The organism is Pseudomonas sp. IT-347P, from assembly GCF_949768005.1.
Classification (GTDB): Bacteria; Pseudomonadota; Gammaproteobacteria; order Pseudomonadales; family Pseudomonadaceae; genus Aquipseudomonas.
The window spans coordinates 280425-301657 of the sequence record NZ_CATKPQ010000057.1 but is presented as its reverse complement, the minus strand read 5'-3'; the positions used below and the strand labels follow the sequence as shown (position 1 = coordinate 301657).

At 60.0% G+C, this 21233-nt stretch carries 18 protein-coding genes; 10 read left to right on the top strand and 8 right to left on the bottom strand.

The features are described 5' to 3' along the window. Positions 1-6: 6 nt before the first annotated feature. The 3 genes from ACM6IV_RS23865 to ACM6IV_RS23855 form a co-directional block, all read right to left on the bottom strand. Entirely contained in the window at positions 7-897 is an 891-nt protein-coding gene (locus ACM6IV_RS23865) for a pseudouridine synthase (RefSeq protein WP_414871906.1), read from the bottom strand. 69 nt (positions 898-966) lie between these two features. Next, complete coding sequence (locus ACM6IV_RS23860) at positions 967-1284, bottom strand: transcriptional regulator (RefSeq protein ID WP_414871905.1); 318 nt, start codon at positions 1282-1284, stop codon at positions 967-969. 112 nt (positions 1285-1396) lie between these two features. Then, positions 1397-1633 (bottom strand): glutaredoxin family protein, encoded by a 237-nt coding sequence (locus ACM6IV_RS23855; RefSeq protein ID WP_150776326.1) that lies wholly within the window; start codon positions 1631-1633, stop codon positions 1397-1399. Positions 1634-1841: 208 nt separating this feature from the next. On the opposite strand from ACM6IV_RS23855, the gene ACM6IV_RS23850 reads away from it, so the two are divergent. Beyond that, entirely contained in the window at positions 1842-3554 is a 1713-nt protein-coding gene (locus tag ACM6IV_RS23850; protein ID WP_414871904.1) for a cation:proton antiporter, read from the top strand. Here ACM6IV_RS23850 and ACM6IV_RS23845 read toward each other — a convergent pair. Next, the gene (locus ACM6IV_RS23845) at positions 3551-4759 is read right to left on the bottom strand and encodes an ammonium transporter (protein WP_414871903.1); all 1209 of its coding nucleotides are present in this window, start codon (positions 4757-4759) and stop codon (positions 3551-3553) included. The two genes, ACM6IV_RS23850 and ACM6IV_RS23845, sit on opposite strands and share 4 nt — an antisense overlap. A 305-nt stretch (positions 4760-5064) precedes the next feature. Between ACM6IV_RS23845 and ACM6IV_RS23840 the strand changes: the two genes are divergently transcribed. The 8 genes from ACM6IV_RS23840 to ACM6IV_RS23805 all read left to right on the top strand — a co-directional run bounded on the left by ACM6IV_RS23840 (position 5065) and on the right by ACM6IV_RS23805 (position 16425). After that, positions 5065-5379 (top strand): DUF883 family protein, encoded by a 315-nt coding sequence (locus ACM6IV_RS23840; RefSeq protein WP_414871902.1) that lies wholly within the window; start codon positions 5065-5067, stop codon positions 5377-5379. A 2-nt stretch (positions 5380-5381) separates the two neighbouring features. Next, positions 5382-5768: a phage holin family protein gene (locus ACM6IV_RS23835; RefSeq protein ID WP_008079909.1), complete on the top strand. Its 387-nt coding sequence runs from the start codon at positions 5382-5384 to the stop codon at positions 5766-5768. After that, entirely contained in the window at positions 5765-6103 is a 339-nt protein-coding gene (locus ACM6IV_RS23830) for a hypothetical protein (RefSeq protein ID WP_414871901.1), read from the top strand. Before ACM6IV_RS23835 ends, ACM6IV_RS23830 begins: the two co-directional genes overlap by 4 nt. A gap of 124 nt (positions 6104-6227) precedes the next feature. Further along, entirely contained in the window at positions 6228-7391 is a 1164-nt protein-coding gene (locus ACM6IV_RS23825) for an EAL domain-containing protein (protein WP_414871900.1), read from the top strand. Between the two features lie 76 nt (positions 7392-7467). Then, positions 7468-8796: a deoxyguanosinetriphosphate triphosphohydrolase gene (locus ACM6IV_RS23820; RefSeq protein ID WP_414871899.1), complete on the top strand. Its 1329-nt coding sequence runs from the start codon at positions 7468-7470 to the stop codon at positions 8794-8796. A 356-nt stretch (positions 8797-9152) separates the two neighbouring features. Beyond that, a complete protein-coding gene (locus ACM6IV_RS23815) occupies positions 9153-9779 on the top strand; it encodes a response regulator transcription factor (RefSeq protein WP_322844307.1) in 627 nt (208 codons plus the stop codon). Positions 9780-9787: 8 nt separating this feature from the next. Further along, positions 9788-13432 carry a transporter substrate-binding domain-containing protein gene (locus ACM6IV_RS23810; RefSeq protein WP_414871898.1) on the top strand — a complete coding sequence of 1215 codons (3645 nt, stop codon included), beginning with the start codon at positions 9788-9790 and terminating at the stop codon, positions 13430-13432. A gap of 47 nt (positions 13433-13479) precedes the next feature. Then, positions 13480-16425: an HD domain-containing phosphohydrolase gene (locus tag ACM6IV_RS23805; RefSeq protein ID WP_414871897.1), complete on the top strand. Its 2946-nt coding sequence runs from the start codon at positions 13480-13482 to the stop codon at positions 16423-16425. Here ACM6IV_RS23805 and ACM6IV_RS23800 read toward each other — a convergent pair whose 3' ends face one another. Next, positions 16426-16908 (bottom strand): GAF domain-containing protein, encoded by a 483-nt coding sequence (locus ACM6IV_RS23800; RefSeq protein ID WP_414871896.1) that lies wholly within the window; start codon positions 16906-16908, stop codon positions 16426-16428. Further along, on the bottom strand, positions 16905-17795 hold the full coding sequence (locus ACM6IV_RS23795; RefSeq protein ID WP_414871895.1) for an ATP-binding protein: 891 nt from the start codon (positions 17793-17795) through the stop codon (positions 16905-16907). The genes ACM6IV_RS23800 and ACM6IV_RS23795 overlap by 4 nt, the downstream gene beginning before the upstream one ends. A 124-nt stretch (positions 17796-17919) precedes the next feature. Here ACM6IV_RS23795 and ACM6IV_RS23790 point away from each other — a divergent pair, with 124 nt between their 5' ends. Then, entirely contained in the window at positions 17920-20283 is a 2364-nt protein-coding gene (locus tag ACM6IV_RS23790) for a response regulator (RefSeq protein WP_414871894.1), read from the top strand. Here ACM6IV_RS23790 and ACM6IV_RS23785 read toward each other — a convergent pair. Beyond that, on the bottom strand, positions 20267-20728 hold the full coding sequence (locus ACM6IV_RS23785) for a MarR family winged helix-turn-helix transcriptional regulator (protein WP_414871893.1): 462 nt from the start codon (positions 20726-20728) through the stop codon (positions 20267-20269). The genes ACM6IV_RS23790 and ACM6IV_RS23785 overlap by 17 nt on opposite strands. Continuing rightward, positions 20725-21210: a glutathione peroxidase gene (locus tag ACM6IV_RS23780; protein ID WP_414871892.1), complete on the bottom strand. Its 486-nt coding sequence runs from the start codon at positions 21208-21210 to the stop codon at positions 20725-20727. The genes ACM6IV_RS23785 and ACM6IV_RS23780 overlap by 4 nt, the downstream gene beginning before the upstream one ends. Positions 21211-21233 lie beyond the last annotated feature (23 nt).

The window sequence follows — 21233 nt, the reverse complement described above, 5'->3', positions numbered from 1 at the left end:
TCGATGTCACCACTGTAGCGTGATCCGGCTCTCGAATTCGCGTTCTTCACCGGTGACCGGGTCGATAAACCGTAACCCTTGGGCCAACAGCTTCAGCGGATTGGCGTAGTCGTCCTCGACGTCTTTCAGTACATCTGGATAAAACGGGTCGTTGCAGATGCTCGCCCCCAGCGCCGTCATGTGGACGCGCAATTGATGTTTCTTGCCCGTCACCGGAAACAATCCATAACGCCACAGATCGCCATGTTTTTCCCGAACCTCCACCGCCGTTTCGGTATTGCTGGCACCGGCGCCTTCCTGCATGCGGAAAAACGGTTCGCCATCCACCAGACGGCTTTTGTGCACCAGAGGGAAATTCAGATTTGGCAGTGCCGGGGCGATGGCCTCATATCGCTTGTCGATCTGCCGCGTGGGGAACAGTGACTGATAGGCCGACCGGGTTTGCGGATTGGCCGAGAAAATCACCAGTCCGGCCGTATGCCGGTCGATGCGGTGCAGCGGCACCAGGTGGGGGTTGTCCAGACGACGGATCAGCCTGCGCAACAAGGTTTGCTCAACGTATTCGCCGGCGGGCGTCACCGGCAGAAAATGCGGTTTGTCAGCGACCACCAGATGCTCGTCTGCGTACAGGATCGACTCGACCACCGGGATCGGCTTCTCGTCCGGCACTTCGCGAAAATAATGAATGCGCAGACCTTCTTTGTAAGCCAGATCCAACGAGATCGGCTGACCATGGCCATCCAGCACCCGCCCCCGCGCAATCCGGTCCAGCCACTGCTCGCGGTCAATGGCGCTGAAATGCTCGCACAGACAATCGAGTACGGTCACCCATTTACCGGGCGGCAGGTAAAGCGTACTCGCCTGATTCTGAGCAGCAGAAAATGTAGATGTGGACATACGAAAACGAACCCTCAATGCAGGGCGGCATTATCCAGCACTGAAGGAAACCAACCTAGCGCAGAATGTTCAGGCCGGGATTGTTTTCAGTGCTGCGGCGTCGGTGAATTCCTTGAGCCAGCGCAATACATCGACGGCCTCCCAGCGGCCCGGATCGTACAAGGCGTAGAGCAGCCCCTGATAACCGACCACGTCCAATTGCTTGTGGTAACCGGCCCGCTGAAACAAGGCCTCGATCTCGGCGAAGCAGGTGTTGAAATGCAGTTTGTTGAAGGGTGTCTTGCCTTCCGTGACCAGCCCGTCCAGGCGCAATTCGATAACCGCCTCGCGCACCACGTCAACCGACATCCGGTTCACGCTGTTCTTCAACTGTTCGACATTGACCACGGTTCATCCCTCTGACGCATTTACTGTATGAACATACAGTAACCGAACAAAGCGCAAAATGCCAAGGAATGGATGGCAGCGGCGACCGGCGGGATAAACCGGAAAATGCCGATTAACGCAGAAACGCGACGACTTCATCAGCGCTGAACGGCCAGCCCAGCTCAGCCCCGGTGTCGATGCGGCGCAAGACCGGAATTCGCAGGCTGTAAGCCGCATACCAAGACTCATCCTCAGCAATATCGACCAGTTCAACCAGCAGGCCATGCTCGACAAGAGGCATCAGCTCGGCCTCGGCGACTTCACAAAGATGACACCCGAGGGTGCCGAACAGCTGACATTCAGGAGGCATGATTGCTCAACCAGAAAATGAGTGGGCCTATTCTAGGCCGCCCCTGAAAACCCGTCGAGCCAGCGCCGCCCAAAGGTTCCAGCGCCCCAACAAAGGTTCACAGGCAAAACCCTGACGCAAATCAGTCCGCAGAAAAACCGATTACGCGATCCTCCCGGTCTTTTTGCCTCTACGCTTGAAAAGCCTGAATTTGCCATCGGAGTGTCCAGTGTTTGCCAATCTGTTGATCATCCTCGCGTCGTCCCTCGTGGTGATTGCCCTGTTCCGTCGTCTGCGGTTGCCGCCGGTTCTGGGTTATCTGTGCGTGGGACTGCTGGTCGGGCCGAGCGCATTCGACTGGGTCAACGAAAGCGAACACTTGCCAGATGTCGCCGAGCTGGGCGTGGTGTTTCTGTTGTTTTCACTGGGCCTGGAGTTCTCCCTGTCGAAGATGATCGCCCTGCGCCAGGTGGTGTTCCGTCTCGGCAGTCAGCAAGTGCTGATCAGCACCGCACTGCTCGGTCTGCTGCTGATGCTGTTGGGCATGCCGATGATACCGGCGCTATTGCTCGGCGCCGGTCTGTCGCTGTCATCAACAGCGATTGTGACCAAAGAGTTGGGCAGCCTCGGCGAGGTGTTCAGCACTCATGGTCAGAATGCCGTCGGCGTTTTGCTGTTTCAGGACGTCGTCGCAGTACTGCTGCTGACGTTGGTACCGGTGTTTGCCGGGAGCAGCGAGCAGGCCTGGTACTGGGCGTTGCCACTGACCCTGGCAAAAACCGTGGTGCTGTTTGTCGGTCTGCTGCTGGCCAGTCGCTGGTTACTGCCGCGGCTGTTTCATGAAGTGGCCGCATCCCGCTCGGCAGAATTGTTCGTGCTGCTGGCGCTGGTGATTGTGCTGTTGACCGCCTGGCTGACTCACCTGCTGGGTCTGTCCCCTGCCCTCGGTGCCTTTCTGGCTGGCATGTTGCTCGGCGAAAGCCACTATCGGCACCAGATCGAGGCGGATATCCGGCCCTTCCGCGACATCCTGCTCGGGGTATTTTTCGTCAGCATCGGCATGCTCATCGACCTGCAACTGTTCGTCAGTCACAGCCTGCTGATCGTCGGGCTCACCGTCGGATTGATGGTGATCAAGGGCGTTGTCGTGGCGTTGCTGGTGAAATGGCGCGGCAGTGACAGCGAAACGGCATGGCGCAGCGGTCTGGCGCTGGCTCAGGGGGGTGAGTTCTGCTTTGCGCTGATGGCGCAGATGCAGCAACACAGCATGATGCCCGAAGCGCTCGGTGACCTGTTGCTCGCGGCGACGTTCTGCTCAATGCTGCTGACGCCCCTGCTATTGCGCGGCGCACCACGCATCGCTGCAGTGCTGCACCGCAAACCCAATCAAGAAGCGCAGATCGAAGAGATCAGCGCACTCAACGCCGACCTCAACCAGCACGTGGTGATTTGTGGCTATGGCCGCGTCGGCCAATCCATTGGTCGTTTCATGCGCAATGCGAAACAGCCTTTTATCGCGCTGGACAATGACCCGGTCCGGGTACAGGAAGCCGCCAGTGGAGAAAGCGACGTGCATTACGGCGACTCGTCGCGCGGCGACCTGTTGACCGCCGTTGGCCTGCTGCGCGCCAGGCTGTTGGTGGTGGCCGTGGATCAGAGTGATATTGCCCTGCACATCCTCAAGGAAGCGCGTCGGCTCAACGCTCACGTGCCGATCCTGGTACGAACCCGCGACGACAGCCAATGGGCCGAACTGAAGGCGGCCGGCGCCACCGAAGTGGTGCCGGAGCTATTGGAATCGAGCCTGATGCTCGCCTCTCACGCCTTGATCATGCTCGGCTTGCCGGCGCATCAGGTGCAGGAAAAAGTCGATCAGGTGCGCATCGACCGCTATCGCCTGCTCCACGGTTTTTATCCGGGCAGCGACGATGCCGAAACTTAATCCTGGCTCACCGCGCCGATCTTGTGCAGCGACAGATCGGCGCCGTAATACTCTTGTTCCTGACTCAGGCGCAGCCCGTGCAGCGCCTTGATCACGCCGTAAACCGCGAAGCCACCGATCAGCGCTACCGCAACCCCCAGCGCGGTGCCGATCAACTGGCTGATCAGGCTGACGCCGCCGATCCCGCCGAGCGCAGTCTGGCCGAAGATCCCGCAGGCAATCCCGCCCCACACGCCGCACAAACCGTGCAATGGCCAGACACCCAACACATCATCGATACGCCATTTCACCTGCGCGGCGGTAAAGCACCAGACAAACAGTGCACCGGCGACCGCGCCAGTCACCAGCGCGCCGACCGGATGCATCAGATCGGAGCCGGCACAGATCGCCACCAACCCGGCCAACGGGCCGTTATGCAGAAAGCCCGGGTCATTGCGCCCCACGAGCAGCGCCGCCATGGTGCCGCCGACCATCGCCATCAACGAATTGACCGCCACCAGACCACTGACGCCTTGCAACGTCTGCGCGCTCATCACGTTGAAGCCGAACCAGCCGACAATCAGAATCCACGACCCCAGCGCCAGAAAGGGAATGCTCGACGGTGCGAACGCCACCAGACGACCGTCGCGGTAACGCCCATTACGTGGCCCCAGCAACAGCACCGCGGCCAGCGCCAGCCAACCGCCCATGGCATGCACCACTACCGAGCCGGCAAAATCATGGAAAGCGGCACCGAACTTCACCGTCAGCCACGCTTGCAAACCGTAGTTGCCGTTCCAGATCATGCCCTCGAAAAACGGATAGATGAACGCGACGATCAATGCCGTGGCGCACAACTGCGGCACGAAACGCGCGCGCTCGGCGATGCCGCCGGAAATGATCGCCGGGATCGCGGCGGCAAAGGTCAGCAGGAAGAAAAACTTCACCAGTCCATAACCGTGATCGGCACTCAGCACCGCCGCCGGCTGCATAAACGTCACGCCGTAGGAGATCCAATAGCCTATAAAGAAATAGGCGAGGGTCGAGACGGCGAAGTCACTGAGAATCTTCGACAGCGCATTGACCTGGTTTTTCTGACGGACCGTACCGACTTCCAGAAAGGCGAAACCGGCATGCATCGCCAGCACCATCACCGCGCCGATCAGAATGAACAAGGTATTGGAGCTGTGAACCAGTGTGTCCACAGCGCTTTGCAGATTTTCCATGAGCAGGCAGACCTAAAAGCGAAAAAGGCACCAAAGCGGTTCATGCGCACATTTCATGCACCAAGTTGCGACCGCGCCGTCACGGATCCGAAGGTCCGGCGAACTGCTTTGGCGCACGAGGTCGATGTCCTGACACGAACCGGGCTTGTTTGGGATAAGGTTTCTCACAGCGCACGCCCGGCAACAGCGCATAACCGCCGGAAGACGCACCACAAGACAGCAAAAGTTGTACCAGTCATTTGTACTGAACCTTCGCGCAAGGCTCATACTCGAACGCTTCAGACGTCACTTACGGAGATCCAACCATGGCCAGCATCAAGGCAAAAACTGCTCAAGACATCCTGATGAACGACTTCCAGACTTTGGTCGCCGACACCGAGCGCTTGCTCGAGCACACCGCCACCCTGGCCGGCGATCAGGCCGATGAGTTGCGCGAGCAGATTCACTCCAGCCTGTTGCGCGCCCGCGAAACCCTGAAACTGACCGAAGAAACCCTGCGCGATCGCGGTCAGGCGGCGGTGACCGCCACTGAAGATTACGTGTCAGCCAACCCTTGGCAATCCGTCGGCATCGCCGCCGGTGTCGGCTTCCTGATCGGCCTGCTGGCCACTCGGCGCTGATTATGTCGATCGGTGAATCCGGCCCGACTGCGGGCACCGCCTCTTCCACGCGACGCTTGGGCGCCGCTGTTCTGGGTCTGCTGCACAGCCATGTCGAATTGTTCGGCATCGAACTGCAGGAGCAGAAATCACGTACCGTCAGCCTGTTGCTGTTCGCCGGACTGGCACTGGTCTTTGCCCTGTTGCTGCTGGTGGGTTTATCGACTCTGGTGATGATCATATTCTGGGACACTTATCGCCTTGCTGCGATCATCGGCCTGTGTGTGTTCTATACCTTGGCCTCGATCTTCTGCGGGTTGCGTCTCAAGGCTGCGATCTTCGATGAATCCTCGCCTTTCCACGGCACGCTCGAAGAGCTGGCCAACGACCGGGAGCGCCTGCTGCCATGAGCTTGCCTGAACTGCCACACAACAGCTCGCGTCGGGAAATGCGCAAAGCGTTGATCCGCCTGCGCATGGAAATGCATCGCCAGGAAATTCGCCATGAAGCCGGGCAAGTGCTGCAGCCCCTGCATCGGGTGCGCGGCATGACGCAAAACCTGCAAGGTGGGTTTGGCATCAAACACGCGCCATTGTGGGGCGTGGCCGCCGTTACGCTATTGGGCTTCATCACCGGCAAGGGCACGAAAAGCGGTGGCGTCGGTGGGCTGACCCGCTTGATCCGGCTGGGAACCAGCCTGGGGCCACTGATCAAACTGGTCATGCAGAGTTCGGCCAAACGCTAAACAGCCACATCTGGCTACATTCTTGCACTATCGGCGGGATGAACCTCTTTATCCGGAGGTTCAATCCTGCGCGCCTATCCGGTCGGCGGGGTTCAACCAGAACAAGAACGACTAAGGAGGCCCCGTGATTGACGGGCAACCGCTTGCCTGCTTTCAGCCTTTCATCGATACCGCCACGGGACGCATTGCCGGCGTCGAAGCATTGGGGCGCCTGCGCCAGACCGACGGTCATCTGAACTCGGTCGGGCCTTTATTCGCCGACCCGCGTACACCTGCCATTGCCCTGCGCCGCCTCGACCGGCAGATCCGTGATAACGCTTTGAGCCGCTTGCATGAAGCGCCGGCAGACTGGTTCCTCAGCCTGAATATGTCGCCGCGCTGGATCAGTCGCCTGCGTGCCGATCAAGCCCTGCCCAGCCTCAAACAATTGGCGCGCTACGGTATCGATCCGCAACGCATCGTCTTCGAGATCACCGAACTGGGCGGCAATGGCCAACGCCTGGCGGAAGTGGTCGCGCGTTATCGCGAGGCCGGCGCGAGAATCGCCATCGACGATTTTGGCGCCGGTTACTCGCAACTCGACCGGGTGCTGGCGCTGCAACCGGACATTCTCAAACTCGATATGCGCCTGTTTCAGGCCGCCGCACTGGGCGGTCCAAGCAGTGATGTAGTCAAGGCCCTCGCGCAGATGGCCGAGAAGACCGGCTGCTGGATCATTGCCGAAGGTGTCGAGACCGAAGCGCAGCTGAATTTCGCCCTGGAGTGCGGATCGCGCTATGTGCAGGGATTCCTGTTCGCGCGGGCGCAGGAAACGTTCTTTGCCACCGACGCGTTCGTGCAACGCTTCGCCGAACTACGCCAACGCTATGTCCAGCAGAAACTCGCGGAGCGCGGACGACTGATGCAGATGCGCCAGCAACTCGCTGAACTGATGTCGATCCTGCAAGCCTGGGCTCAGGCCCATGCGCCGTTGAGCGCACTGCCACAACTGGATGCCTTCCCCTGGCTGCTGCGGTTTTATCAATGCGATCGCCACGGCACGCAGCTGACGCCCAACCTGGAATGGCGGCAGCACGGCTGGGTCGCCGACAATCGCTATCTGGGGCACAACTGGTCATGGCGTCCGTACTTCTACCATTTGCTCGCCGAAGGCTGGGAGGAGCGGCGTCTGACGCTCTCCACAACCTACCGCGATGCCACCAGTAATCAGTACTGCCTGACCGCCGGGCAGTTTTTCGACCACGGTGAACGTTTGCTGCTGATCGACATTGACGCCGCTGGGCTGTAGTTCCGCTTGCAGGCGCAGGCGCGAACCGGGAAGCTAGGGGCCAACGCCCCCAGTCACCTGACGGAGAGAATCAGCCTTGGATTGGCACACCCTGCTCAACCGCGAACGCCTCGGCAAGCCGCTGCACAGCCCGCAAGAACTTGGCCGCAGTCCTTTTCACAAAGACCATGACCGCATCATTTTCTCCGGCGCTTTCCGCCGTCTCGGGCGCAAGACCCAAGTGCACCCGGTCACCAGTAACGACCATATTCACACGCGCCTGACCCACTCGCTGGAGGTCAGTTGCGTCGGCCGTTCGCTGGGCATGCGAGTGGGCGAAACCCTGCGCAGTGCCTTGCCCGAATGGTGCGACCCGGCCGACCTCGGCATGGTGGTGCAGTCGGCGTGTCTGGCCCACGACATCGGCAATCCGCCGTTCGGCCATTCCGGCGAAGATGCCATTCGCCACTGGTTCCAGCAGGCCGCCGGGCGTGGCTGGCTCGACGGCATGAGCGAAGCCGAACGCGCTGACTTCCTCAACTTCGAAGGCAATGCCCAAGGCTTTCGCGTATTGACGCAACTGGAGTACCACCAGTTCGACGGCGGCACACGGCTGACCTACGCCACCCTCGGCACCTACCTGAAATACCCGTGGACCGCGCGCCACGCCGATTCCCTGGGCTACAAGAAGCACAAATTCGGCTGTTATCAGAGCGAGTTGCCGCTGCTTGAGCAGATCGCCCACAAACTGGGCCTGCCGCAAATCGAAGATCAACGCTGGGCTCGTCACCCGTTGGTGTACCTGATGGAAGCGGCAGACGACATCTGCTACGCGCTGATCGATCTCGAAGACGGCCTGGAAATGGAGCTGCTGGAGTACGCCGAAGTCGAATCGCTGCTGCTCGGGCTGGTGGGCGATGATCTGCCGGAAACCTATCGTCAGCTCGGCCCGCAGGATTCGCGCCGACGCAAACTGGCGATCTTGCGCGGCAAGGCCATCGAGCATTTGACCAATGCCGCCGCACGCGCCTTTGTCGAGCAACAGGACGCGCTGCTTGCCGGCACCCTGCACGGCGACCTGGTCGAGCACATGCACGGCCCGGCCAAGCGTTGCGTGCTGAACGCCAAGGACATCGCGCGCAAAAAAATTTTTCAGGACAAACGCAAAACCCTGCATGAGATCGGCGCCTATACGACGCTCGAAATTCTGCTCAACTCGTTTTGCGGTGCGGCGCTGGAACAACACAACGGTCGCACCCCGTCGTTCAAGAGCCGACGTATCCTCGATCTGCTGGGTAATAACGCACCGGATCCGCAAGGTTCCCTGCACTCGTCGTTTCTGCGCATGATCGATTTCATCGCCGGCATGACCGATAGCTATGCCAGCGACATGGCACTGGAGATGACCGGCCGCTCGAGTCACTGAGCCCATCGAATGCGGGCGGCCAGCGAGGGTCGCCCGTATCCGGTCACTGTCTACCCATGGATTTTGGCGAACGTCGGATAGCGCAAGCAAAGCCACTGATGGCAATTGACGGACCGGCAACTTTAAACACTTATAAAAAGCCATTTACAGCCAGCACTTGCAATTCAATCAAGTCAAACTATAAGCCCGTTCAAATCCTGAACTTCCTTACGTCAAACCTAGTTTGATCGTAGTCCACTTCCTTATTAGTTGTAGGAATAATCCGATAAGGTGGCTGGAGCCATGTCACTTCATGCGAGTGCTCATTCATCTGAGCTAAGGTGCGCGCTTTATTCGTGCTTGCATGGGACTTGATTATGAACTCCGTTTTTATTGTCGACGATCACCCCGTCATCCGTCTCGCCGTTCGAATGCTGCTGGAGCATGAAGGTTACAAGGTCGTCGGTGAGACCGATAACGGGGTCGATGCCATGCAGATGGTGCGCGAATGCATGCCCGATCTGGTCATTCTCGATGTGAGCATCCCCAAGCTGGATGGCCTGGAAGTTCTGGCCCGCTTCAATGCCATGGGTTCGCCGCTGAAGATCCTGATTCTGACGGCACAGTGCCCGACACTGTTCGGCATTCGCTGCATGCAATCCGGCGCATCGGGTTATGTCTGTAAACAGGAAGACTTGAGTGAGCTGGTCAGTGCAATTAAAGCGGTACTTTCCGGTTACAACTATTTCCCCAGCCAGGCATTAAACCCGGTTCGCAGTGATGATGTTCGTTTTGCCGAACTGGAACTGTTCAAATCCGTCAATGATCGCGAGTTGATGGTCTTGCAATTGTTCGCCCAGGGTCGTACTAACAAGGAAATCGCCAAGGGCATGTTTCTCAGTAATAAAACCGTCAGCACCTACAAAAAACGCCTGATGCAAAAACTCAAGGCCAGATCCCTTGTAGAACTTATCGAGATGGCCAAACGAAACGCACTCGTGTGAGAGCCCGCATGCCCAGTCGTTTAAAGGACTATCTGATTACTTTGAGTGCGGGTCTTTACCTGAGCGCCAACGTGTTCGCCATGCCTGGCACTTCACCGGACTATGCCTTGCTCAGCCGGTCGGTGAACGAACCGGTGCCAGTCACGCTCGACCACTCCCAGCGGCAGTGGCTGCTTGAACACGACGAACTGGTTCTGGGCACCTCGGCGCCCGACTACCCGCCTTTCGACATGACGGCCAGTGGCAAGGATTACGAAGGTCTCACCGCCGACTACGCCGGACTCCTCGGCCAGGCGACCGGTCTGCCGATCCGGGTGCAGCGCTTCCCCTCTCGGGATGCGGCCGTTCGCGCCCTGGTCGATGGCCAAATCGACCTGCTCGGTACGGCGAACGGCTACGAGGCGGGCAACGCCAATCTTGCTTTGTCGACACCCTATGCCATTGACCTGCCGGTGCTGGTCACCCGCGAAGACGAAACCCGGTCACTCACCGAGGGCCTGGCCGGGCTGCGACTAAGCATGGTTTATCATTATTTGCCGTTGCCCGAAGTCAAGGCGCTGTACCCCAAAGCGCTCATCACCTGTTACCCCTCCTACCAGAACGCGATCAACGCCGTGGCGTTCGATCAGGCCGATGTGTTCCTCGGCGACACTCTTTCAACCCACTACATGATCAACAAGGGTTACCTGAACAATGTGCGCATGGCCAATTTCGGCAAGCAGGAAGCCCAGGGATTCAGCTTCGCCGTGCGCCGCAACAATCCGCAACTGCTGACCATCATCGACAGCGTGCTCAACGCTGTGCCCGCCAGCGAACGCGACAATATTGCCAAGCGCTGGAGTGCTGGCAGCGATCTGCTGCTCACCGACCAGAAACTGCAACTGACCGAGCGCGAAGAAGCGTGGCTCAAACAGCATCCGATCGTCAGCGTGGTGGTCAATGAAGCGTTCGCGCCCCTGACATTCTTTGACAACGACGGCAATTTTCGCGGCATCAGTGCCGATCTGCTTGAGCTGATCCGCCTGCGCACCGGCCTGCGTTTCGAGATTCGGCGCAGTCGCAACGACGCGGAAATGATCCAGCAGATCGACCGCCATCAAGCCGATCTGATCGCCGCGTTGCTGCCGACGGAGGAGCGCGAAAAAACCCTCAGCTTCAGTCGTCCTTACCTGGAAAACTCCTACGTTCTGTTGACTCGCAAAAGCGCCGATGGCCCGACCAACCTGGGCCAGCTCAAAGACAAGCGACTGGCGATAGCCCAGGGCAATCCGATGGTCGAGTACCTGCGTCGAGATTACCCACGCATCCACTTGATCGAAACGGCGGATACGTTCAGCGCGGTGTCGCTGCTCGCTGAGGGCCATGTCGACGGGGCGGTGAACTCGCTGGTGATTGCCAACTACTTCATTTCGTCGCGGATCTTCAGCCAGGCGCTGCAGATCACTACCACCATCGGCACCGGCCAGGCGGCATTTTCACTGGCTACCGCTCGGGACAACAGCGAACTGACGTCGATCATCAACAAGGCGTTGTTAAGCATCGCCCCCGACGAACTGGGGGTGATCAATGGGCGCTGGCGCGGCTATTCCACGGTTTCGCAAAACATCTGGCACAACTACCAACGCCTGTTCTATCAAGTGATCATCGGCGCTTGCCTGTTATTGCTCCTGCTGTTGGCCTGGAACGCCTACATGCGCCATCAGATCAAACAACGCCAGGCGGCCGAGCGCGCGCTGAACGATCAGTTCGAGTTCATGCGTTCGCTGGTCGACGGCACGCCGCATCCAATCTATGTCCGCGACCGCCAGGGCCTTTTGCAAAGTTGCAATGAAAGCTATCTCGAAGCTTTCAATGCCCGGCGCGAGGACGTCATCGGCAAAAGCGTCATTGAGGGCACCCTGAGCAACGCCTTCGAGGCTCAAGCCTTTCAGGCCGATTACCAGCGCGTCGTGGCCGAAGGCACGCCAATGGTCGTCGACCGCCCCCTGCACATCGGCAACCGACGCCTGACGATCTATCACTGGATACTGCCGTACCGCGACTCCAGCGGTGATGTGCAAGGCATCATCGGCGGCTGGATCGACATCAGCGAGCGCCGTCAGCTGTTCGACGAATTGCGTACTGCCAAAGAACGGGCGGATGAGGCCAACCGGGCGAAAAGCACGTTTCTGGCAACCATGAGTCACGAAATCCGCACGCCGATGAACGCCGTGATCGGCATGCTCGAACTGACACTCAAACGCATGGATTTGCAGCATCCGGATCGCCCATCCATTGACACCGCCTACCATTCGGCCAAGGACTTGCTGGGTCTGATCGGCGACATTCTCGACATCGCACGGATCGAGTCCGGGCGACTGAGCCTGTGCCCGGAACGGGTCAATCTGGTTGACACGGTGGCGTCTGTAGCACGGATCTTCGACGGTCTTGCCCGGCAAAAAAATCTCACCCTGCAAGTCATCTTCAATCCGCCGGATCTGGCGGTCGATGTGCATCTGGACCCACTGCGTTTCAAGCAGGTGTTGTCGAATCTGGTCAGCAACGCGATCAAATTCACCGAGCAAGGGCATGTGCGGATCACCCTCGATCTCATGAACACCGAAGTGCCCGCCCGCGCCCTGATGCAACTGACCGTACAGGACAGCGGCGTCGGCATCAGTGCCGAGGACCAGCAACGCTTGTTCGAGCCGTTTGCCCAGGCGGAAAACAGCAATCAGCAAGGCAGAGGCGGCGCCGGGCTGGGACTGGTGATCAGTCGCAACCTGTGCGAAATGATGGGCGGGCAACTGCAATTGAGCAGTCAGCCGGGCATAGGCACCCAGGTCTGCGTCTCGCTGGCCCTGGAAACCCTGCCGATACAGGTCAGCACGGTCAAAAGTGAACCCGCGATCAAGACATCACAAACGCCCTTGCGGGTGCTGGTGGTGGATGACCATCCGGCCAATCGCTTGTTGATGTGTCAGCAGCTGGAATTTCTCGGCCATCAATTCAGCATTGCCGAGAACGGCTGCAGCGGCCTGGAACTGTGGAAGGCCGGCCACTTCGATCTGGTGATTGTCGACTGCAACATGCCGTTGATGAATGGCTATGAACTGACCCGCGCCATTCGTCAGCAGGAACTGCAGTCGCGCTGCCCGCCGTGCGTCGTGCTGGGCTTCACTGCCAATGCGCAACCCGAGGAAATCCAGCGCTGCAAGCAGGCCGGCATGAACGACTGTCTGTTCAAGCCCCTGAGCCTGAGCCTGCTCAGCCAGTGGGTCGATGGCATCACGCCGACGGCAGCAGCGCCGGCCTTCAACCTGCAAAACATGAACATGCTGACCGGCGGCAACCCGGCACAGGCTCGCCGCCTGCTGGCTGAATTGCTCAAAAGCAGCCGTCTCGACCGCGAGGAACTGCTCGCGCTTTCGCCTGAACAGGATCGCGGCGCATTGGCAGTGGTCGCGCACAAGATCAAGGGCGCGGCGCGGATCGCTCAGGCTACCCGCGTGATCGAGTGTTGCGAAGCCCTCGAGCAGGCTTGCGCCGAGGCCATGTCGACAGACGAAGTCGCCCGCCGTTGCGAGGCGAGCAACCGGGCAATGCTCGAACTGGAGCACGCACTACAGCATCAATTGGCGGCATCGGATCAAAGCACAATGAGCTTGCCTTAACTATGCTTGGCGCTGAGCAGTGAGTTAACCATCATGGAGAGCCCGAAATGCCCAGCCCACTGCGCCCGGAGCAACGCCGGTTTCCGCTGCATGTGCATATCAGCGTCATGTTCACGTTCCTGTTGCTGCTCACCGGTATCGTGCTCGGGCTGTTCAATTACCACCAGACCACGCAGATCATTCTCTCGAGCAGCGCAAAGCTGTTCGAGCGGATCGAACAGGACGTGCGCCTGGACATGTCCGCGACCTATCAGCCGATCCGCCACCTGCTGAGTTTGCTGGCGGACAACCCCGCCACTCAGGGCGCACACCTTGAACAACGCTTGCCCTTGCTCCGACCGTTCAGCCAGTCGCTCAGCGACAATCCCAATCTCGCCTCGTTGTACCTCGGGTACGCCAATGGCGACTTCTTCATGGTGCGTCCACTGCGCAGCACAGCCCTGAAAACACTGCTCAAGGCCCCGGAAGCGGCGGCGTACCAGGTCTGGAATATCGAGCATGACGCACAAGGCGCGGTGCACTCGCAGTCACTGTTTTTCGATCAGGCCCTGACGCTCATCAGCCGTCAGGACATCCCCGACGACCACTACGATCCGCGCAGCCGTGCGTGGTTCAACGATGCCCGTCAACAGGACGAACAGATCACCACCGAGCCCTACGTGTTTTTCTCCACGCACAATGTCGGCACGACACTGGCCCGCCGCAGCGGTGAGAACGCTGTGATCGGCGCTGACTTGACGCTGGTCGCCCTGTCGGCGGCGTTGAGCAAGCATGTCGTCACACCGTCCACCGACATTGCCCTGTTCGATGCCGAGGGCAATGCCGTGGCCTACCCCGACAGCCAGCGCCTGATCGTCGACGGCAGCACCGCGCACCTGGCCAAAGCGGCGGACCTGAGTCCGGGCTTGCACGCGCTGCTGTCCGGCCCACACACCGGTAATCGCCTGGAAGCAGAGGGTCGGCAGTGGATTGTCGCCCGCAGCAGCATTCAGGAAGGCGGCCCAACAGGCTTGCAGTTGGCGCTGCTGGTGCCGGAAGACGAATTATTGGTCGATGCCTACCGTTTGCGCTGGCAAGGCGCGCTGATCACCCTCGCGACCCTGCTGCTGTGCCTGCCGCTGGGCTGGGTGATTTCGCGGGTGCTGGTCAAGCCGCTGCATGCCCTGGTCAAGGAAGCCGACGCGATCCGCAGTTTCGATTTCAATTTTCCGCTGGCACGCCGCTCGCCAGTGCTGGAAGTCGACCAGTTGAGTGTGTCGATGGCGCGGATGAAAGACACACTGGCGAGCTTTTTCCGGATCACCGACACCCTTGGCGCCGAAACCCGTTTCGCCCCGCTGTTGCAACGGGTGCTGTTCGAAACGGTGCAGATTGCTCAGGCGCAGGCAGGGCTGATCTATCTGCGCGAAAGCGACAGCAGCCGCCTGGAGCCTTACGGACTGGTGATCGATGACACGCCTCAGGCGTTGGAAGCGTTCGATATTCAGGGCCACGACCTGCAACAGAGCGCAGGCCCGGCCTGGTTCGAACAATTGGTCAGCGCCAACAACGTGGTGAGCAACTTCGGCGTCGATCAGGCCGGCGATCTGCAGAAAGTCCTGTTGGCGATGCAATCACCTCGTATCCATCTGATCGGCATCCGCCTGCACAACCGTCACGACGAAACCATCGGCCTGCTGATTCTGCTGGTGAGCGACAGCGGCACGGCAGCCGATCTGGAAAAACTGCGCCCTGATCGTATCGCATTCCTGCAGGCCGTCTCCGGCGCAGCGGCGGTGAGCATCGAGAGCCAGCGCCTGCAAGCCCGGCAGAAACAGTTGCTCGATGCTTTCATTCAATTGCTCGCTGGCGCCATCGACGCCAAGAGTCCGTACACCGGCGGGCATTGTCAGCGCGTGCCAGAGCTGACGCTGATGCTCGCCCAGGCGGCAGCGGCCAGTCAGGCGCCGGCGTTCAGTGCCTACCAACCGAGCGAGGATGAATGGGAGGCCTTGCATATCGCGGCGTGGCTGCACGACTGCGGCAAGGTCACGACGCCGGAATACGTGGTCGACAAGGCCACCAAACTGGAAACCATCAACGACCGTATTCATGAAATTCGCACCCGTTTCGAAGTGCTCAAGCGTGACGCCTGGATCAGCTATTGGCAGGCGCGCGCCCTGGGCGGCGACGAGACAGCACTGGCCGAACTGCGCGACGCCACGCTGACCGCGCTGGACGATGATTTTGCCTTTGTGGCGCGCTGCAATCTGGGCAGTGAAACGATGGCCGAAGCGGATCTGCAACGCCTTGATCATCTGGCCCGACGCACCTGGTTGCGCACCCTTGATGACCGCTTGGGTGTGTCCTGGGAAGAGAACCGGCGCCAGGCGCGCACGCCGGCACCGAGTTTGCCGGTCAGCGAAAAACTGCTGGCAGACAAGCCCGAGCACTTGCTCGAACGTGACCCGAACGAGTTGATTCCCGAAGACAATCCATGGGGCTTCAAGCTGGATGTACCGCGCTACAAATACAATCGCGGCGAGCTTTACAACCTGAGCATCAGCCGCGGCACCCTGACCCGCGAAGAGCGTTACGTGATCAATCACCACATGGTGCAGACGATCATGATGCTCAGTCACCTGCCCTTCCCCGGCCACCTCGACAGCATTGCCGAAATCGCCGGCGGCCATCATGAAAAAATGGACGGCACCGGTTACCCGAAACGCCTGAAGCGTGAGGACATGAGCCTGCCGGCGCGGATGATGGCGATCGCCGATATCTTTGAGGCGCTGACCGCGGCCGATCGCCCTTACAAAAAAGCCAAAACCCTGAGCGAGGCCTTGGGAATCATGGCCACTATGTGCCGCGAAGCACACATTGATGCCCCGCTGTTTGGCTTGTTCATCAACGAAGGCGTTTACCTGCAGTATGCCGAGCGCTTTCTCGATCCTGCGCAGATCGACAGCGTGGATCCGGCCAGCCTGCTGCGCAAGGCTGGCCTGACCGCGTGATCAGCAGTCGGTCAGACGCAGGAAGATCGCCGCCAGTTGCTCGATACCGGCCTGATCTTGTGCGCTAAAACGCGCCAGTTTCGGGCTGTCGAGGTCGAGTACACCGATCAAACGACCGTCCTTGACCAACGGCACCACCAGCTCGCTGTTCGAAGCGCTGTCGCAGGCGATATGTCCCGGGAACGCGTGCACGTCTTCAACGCGCTGGGTTTGCAGAGAGGCCGCTGCCGCGCCACACACACCTCGACCAAACGGAATGCGCACGCAGGCGATTTGCCCCTGGAACGGGCCGAGCACCAGCTCTTCGTTGCGATTGAGGTAAAAACCTGCCCAGTTCAAGTCATCGAGCTGGTTGAACAGGAACGCCGAAAATTGCGCGGCGTTGGCGATGAAGTCGCGCTCGTCCGCCAGCAGCGATTCCAGTTGTGCGGCCAACAGGCCATAGCCCTCGAGGCCCTGGCCGCTTTGTTGCAAATCAATCATGCCTTGTGCTCCAACAATTTCAGTCCCACCCAATAACGGGCGAATTGGTACGCGCAACGTCCGTTGCGATTACCGCGGCCGGTGGCCCAACGCACGGCAAGGATGTCCAGCTCTTCGTCGCGCTGCCAGCTCAGGCCGGCCTTGGCTGCCAGTTGGCCGATCCAGTGCTCGACGACGTTGAGGAAGTGTTCCTGGGTAAACGGATAGAACGACAGCCACAGTCCGAAACGGTCCGACAGCGCGATCTTGTCTTCAACGGCTTCGCTGGGATGCAGTTCGCCGTCGACGCGTTTCCAGTTCTCGTTGTCGCTCTCCTTCTCCGGCACCAGGTGGCGGCGGTTGGAGGTGGCGTACAGCAAGACGTTGTCGGGGGCCTGCTCCAGCGAGCCGTCGAGGACGCTTTTGAGGACGCGATAATCGCCTTCACCGGATTCGAAGGACAAGTCATCGCAAAACAGCACGAAACGTTGCGGCAGCTTAGCGATCTGTTCGACCACCCGTGGCAGATCCGCCAGATGATCGCGCTCGATCTCGATCAGGCGCAGACCGGCGGCGGCGTGTTCCGCCAGCAAGGCCCGCACCAGCGAAGATTTGCCGGTACCGCGCGAGCCCCAGAGCAACGCATGGTTGGCCGGCATGCCATCGAGAAACTGTTGGGTGTTGCGCCCCAGTTGTTCGAGTTGACGGTCAACACCGATCAGGTCGGACAGGCGCATGTCGAGGCTGACTTCCAGCGGCAGCAGATAGCCGCTGCGCCCGTCGCGCTGCCAGCGCGCAGCCAGGCAAGTGCCCCAGTCGATCACCGGCCGTGGTGCCGGCAACAACGGTTCGATCCGCGCCAGAACCGACTCGGCGCGTTCAAGAAAAGCATTCAATCGGGAATCCACGTCTTCTCCTCGGGCACATTCACAGTGATGATGGCGATCCTGTGACGACACACAGATAAAAATCACCCTACCAAGCCTTGTTACAAGGCGATTCGGGAACCTCGGTATCCATACATGATCGACTATGCTTGAGCAGCGAAGGGAAACGGAAGTGGTTCAACACCCCATGGATATCAAATTCACCCACCGGCTGTCTTACAAGCAAGCCAGGCTTACCGTGCTGGTCGGGTTCATTCTGGGCACGCTGCTCAGCCTGCTGCAAATCGGCATCGATTATGCCAGCGAAGACGCCTCCATCAACCGTGAAATCCTGTCTTTGCTGGAAATCAGCCATAACCCGGCTTCACGGATCGCCTACAACATCGACGCCGAACTGGCGCAGGAACTGGCCCTGGGCCTGCTGCGCTCGCCGGCGATCATTTCTGCGCAACTGGTCGACAACAACAATACGGTGCTGGCCAACGTCAAACGTCCGGAACTGCAAAGCGGTTATCGGGTGATCAGCGACTTCCTGTTTGGCGCCAAGCGCCAGTTCGAAGACCGTCTGTATCTGGATCATCTGCCCAATGAATCGCTGGGCGTGTTGAGCCTTGAGGTCGACACTTATGCCTACGGCAGCCGCTTCCTGCGCCGGGCCGAAGTGACCCTGCTCAATGGCTTCGCGCGCAGCCTGATTCTTACCGGCATCCTCCTGGCGCTGTTCTACGTGATGCTGACCAAACCGCTGGTGCGGGTGATCCGCGAACTCAGCGGGCGCGACCCGCGCAGCGCCGAGCCGACCACGCTGGAGTGCCCGTCCGGCCACGGCAACGATGAAATCGGCGTGCTGGTCAAAGTCGCCAATCAGCAATTCGAGAACATTGCCACCGAGATCCAGCAGCGGCGCAATGCCGAAAATCGCCTGACCGACTACCTCGGGCAACTGGAAAACATCGTTTCGGCACGCACCGCCGAACTCAAGGCGATCAACGCGCGGCTCAGCCAGTCCAACGAGGAACTCGAAGTCGCCCGCAGCACCGCGCTGGAAATGGCCGAGGCCCGCTCGGCATTCCTTGCCAACATGAGCCATGAGATCCGCACTCCGCTCAACGGCCTGCTGGGGATGATCGCGCTGTCACTCGACGGCCCGTTGAATGCCGAGCAGCAGCAACAGCTGTCGATCGCCCACGATTCGGGCAAGGTATTGGTCGAGTTGCTCAACGATATTCTCGACCTGTCTAAATTCGACGCCGGGCAACTGGAGCTTGAGCACATCCCGTTCGACCTCGGCGCCTTGATCGAAGACACCGCCAATCTGCTGTCGCAGAACGCCGCGCCGAGCGTCGAGCTGACCTGCCTGATCGATCCGCACTTCCCGGCTCTGGTGCTGGGCGATCCGACCCGCGTCCGGCAAATCGTCAGCAACCTGCTGTCCAACGCCCTGAAATTTACCCGCTTCGGCCGCGTTGATGTGCGCTTGTCGACCCACAAGGATGGTGTGCGCATCGAGGTCTGCGACACCGGCATCGGTATCGCCCAGGATGCGCAGCTGAAAATCTTCCAGCCGTTCACTCAGGCGGGCGCCGGGATCACCCGTCAGTACGGTGGCACCGGACTGGGACTGGCGCTGACCTACAATCTCTGCGAAGCGATGCAGGGGCGCCTGACCATCAGTTCCGAGACCGGGTTCGGCAGTCAGTTCTGTGCCGAGCTGCCTCTGCCCTGTCATACCCGGGCACTGGCTCCGGCCCCGCTGCAGGGGAAAATCCTCGCCATCACCGCCGCCAGCAGTGGTCTGGCGGAACTGTTGCAGAGCCTGCTGCCGGTGTGGGGACTGACGTATGAGCAGCGCACCATCGATGACTCGCTGCTGGGCCTGACACCGGACGTGGTGATCACTGATTGTCCGGAGTGTTTGTTCGGCTTGCGCCCGACGCTCGCTGCGCCGATTTTGCTGGTGACCGCCTACGGCAGTTTCCTGCCCAGCGAAGAAGCCGCCGCGCTCGCGCCTCTGCAGCAACAGGCGCGACCGTTGGCGCGTAATGCGCTCTATCAGAACCTGCGACGCACCCTGCAACCGGACGTCGTCGCCATTAATGATGCGCAGCTCGAAACATCTCCCGCCATACGACGCGGGCGAGTGTTGCTGGTCGAGGACAACCCGGTCAATCAACTGGTGGCCAAGGGCATGCTGGGCAAACTGGGCTGCGAGGTCATCGTCGCCGCCCACGGTGCCGAAGCGCTGGATCAGTTGGAGTATCACGAATTCGATCTGGTGCTGATGGACTGCAACATGCCCGTCATGGACGGCTACGAAGCCAGCCGGCAGATCCGTCAGAGTGGGCGCTGGCCGAATCTGCCTATTGTCGCCCTGACCGCCAACGCGATGTCCGAGGAGCGCGAACGCTGCCGCGCGGCCGGCATGAGCGATTATCTGGCCAAGCCGTTCCGCCGCGAAGAACTGGCGGCATTGCTCGATCAGTGGATCCCGACTACACCAGCGCCTTGATCTGGCCCAACAAGTGATCGAGGCCGCTACGCAAGTCATTGAGGCGGTCCAGATCCACACCGCTGTCGCACAGCAGACGGGCCTTGAGCGGCCCGACCTGCTCGCGCAAGGCCTGACCTGCCGGTGTCAGGCTCAGGTGCACTTCCCGCTCATCGCGCGTCGAACGCTGGCGCTGCACCCACTGCAACTGCTCCAGGCGCTTGAGCAACGGCGTCAGCGTGCCCGAATCCAGTGCCAGGCGCTCACCCAATGCCTTGACGGTGGGTTGCGGCGGCGCGGCGTCCTGCCATTCCCACAACACCAGCATCGCCAGGTATTGCGGATACGTCAGGCCGAGTTGATCGAGCATCGGCTTGTAGGCGCGAATCACCGCCCGAGAGGCGGCGTACAGCTTGAAGCACAACTGGTTGTCGAGCTTCAGCGAATCGACCGGCAAGCTGTTCATTTGAGCAGGGCTTCGATCTCGCGGCTCAGGTCCTGCGGCTTGGTGGCCGGGGCAAAGCGCTTGACCAACTGACCGTCCTTGCCGATCAGGAACTTGGTGAAGTTCCACTTGATGCCTTGAGAACCGAGTACGCCCGGAGCACGTTTCTTCAATTGCACGAACAATGGATGCGCGTCGGCGCCATTGACATCGATCTTCTTGAACAGCGGGAAGCTGACACCAAAGTTCAGCTCGCAGAACTCACTGATCGCGCTTTCGTTGCCTGGCTCCTGCTTGCCGAACTGATTGCACGGGAAGCCCAACACCACCAGGCCTTGGTCCTTGTAGGTCTGCCACAGTTCTTCGAGGCCTTTGTACTGAGGGGTGAAACCGCACTTGCTCGCGGTGTTGACCACCAGCACCGCTTTGCCGGGGAAATCGGCCAGGGTCTTTTGCTCACCTTTGATCGTGGTGCACGGGATGTTCAGCAGGTTGTCGCTCATGATCGGCACTCTGAAATCGGGAA

Coding starts and splice junctions, on each gene's coding strand:
- ACM6IV_RS23815 (WP_322844307.1), top strand. CDS start 9,153: ATGAACTCCGTTTTTATTGTCGACGATCACCCCGTCATCCGTCTCGCC.
- ACM6IV_RS23785 (WP_414871893.1), bottom strand. CDS start 20,728: ATGAACAGCTTGCCGGTCGATTCGCTGAAGCTCGACAACCAGTTGTGC.
- ACM6IV_RS23810 (WP_414871898.1), top strand. CDS start 9,788: ATGCCCAGTCGTTTAAAGGACTATCTGATTACTTTGAGTGCGGGTCTT.
- ACM6IV_RS23835 (WP_008079909.1), top strand. CDS start 5,382: ATGTCGATCGGTGAATCCGGCCCGACTGCGGGCACCGCCTCTTCCACG.
- ACM6IV_RS23805 (WP_414871897.1), top strand. CDS start 13,480: ATGCCCAGCCCACTGCGCCCGGAGCAACGCCGGTTTCCGCTGCATGTG.
- ACM6IV_RS23855 (WP_150776326.1), bottom strand. CDS start 1,633: ATGCCTCCTGAATGTCAGCTGTTCGGCACCCTCGGGTGTCATCTTTGT.
- ACM6IV_RS23800 (WP_414871896.1), bottom strand. CDS start 16,908: ATGATTGATTTGCAACAAAGCGGCCAGGGCCTCGAGGGCTATGGCCTG.
- ACM6IV_RS23830 (WP_414871901.1), top strand. CDS start 5,765: ATGAGCTTGCCTGAACTGCCACACAACAGCTCGCGTCGGGAAATGCGC.
- ACM6IV_RS23780 (WP_414871892.1), bottom strand. CDS start 21,210: ATGAGCGACAACCTGCTGAACATCCCGTGCACCACGATCAAAGGTGAG.
- ACM6IV_RS23845 (WP_414871903.1), bottom strand. CDS start 4,759: ATGGAAAATCTGCAAAGCGCTGTGGACACACTGGTTCACAGCTCCAAT.
- ACM6IV_RS23790 (WP_414871894.1), top strand. CDS start 17,920: ATGCTTGAGCAGCGAAGGGAAACGGAAGTGGTTCAACACCCCATGGAT.
- ACM6IV_RS23840 (WP_414871902.1), top strand. CDS start 5,065: ATGGCCAGCATCAAGGCAAAAACTGCTCAAGACATCCTGATGAACGAC.
- ACM6IV_RS23865 (WP_414871906.1), bottom strand. CDS start 897: ATGTCCACATCTACATTTTCTGCTGCTCAGAATCAGGCGAGTACGCTT.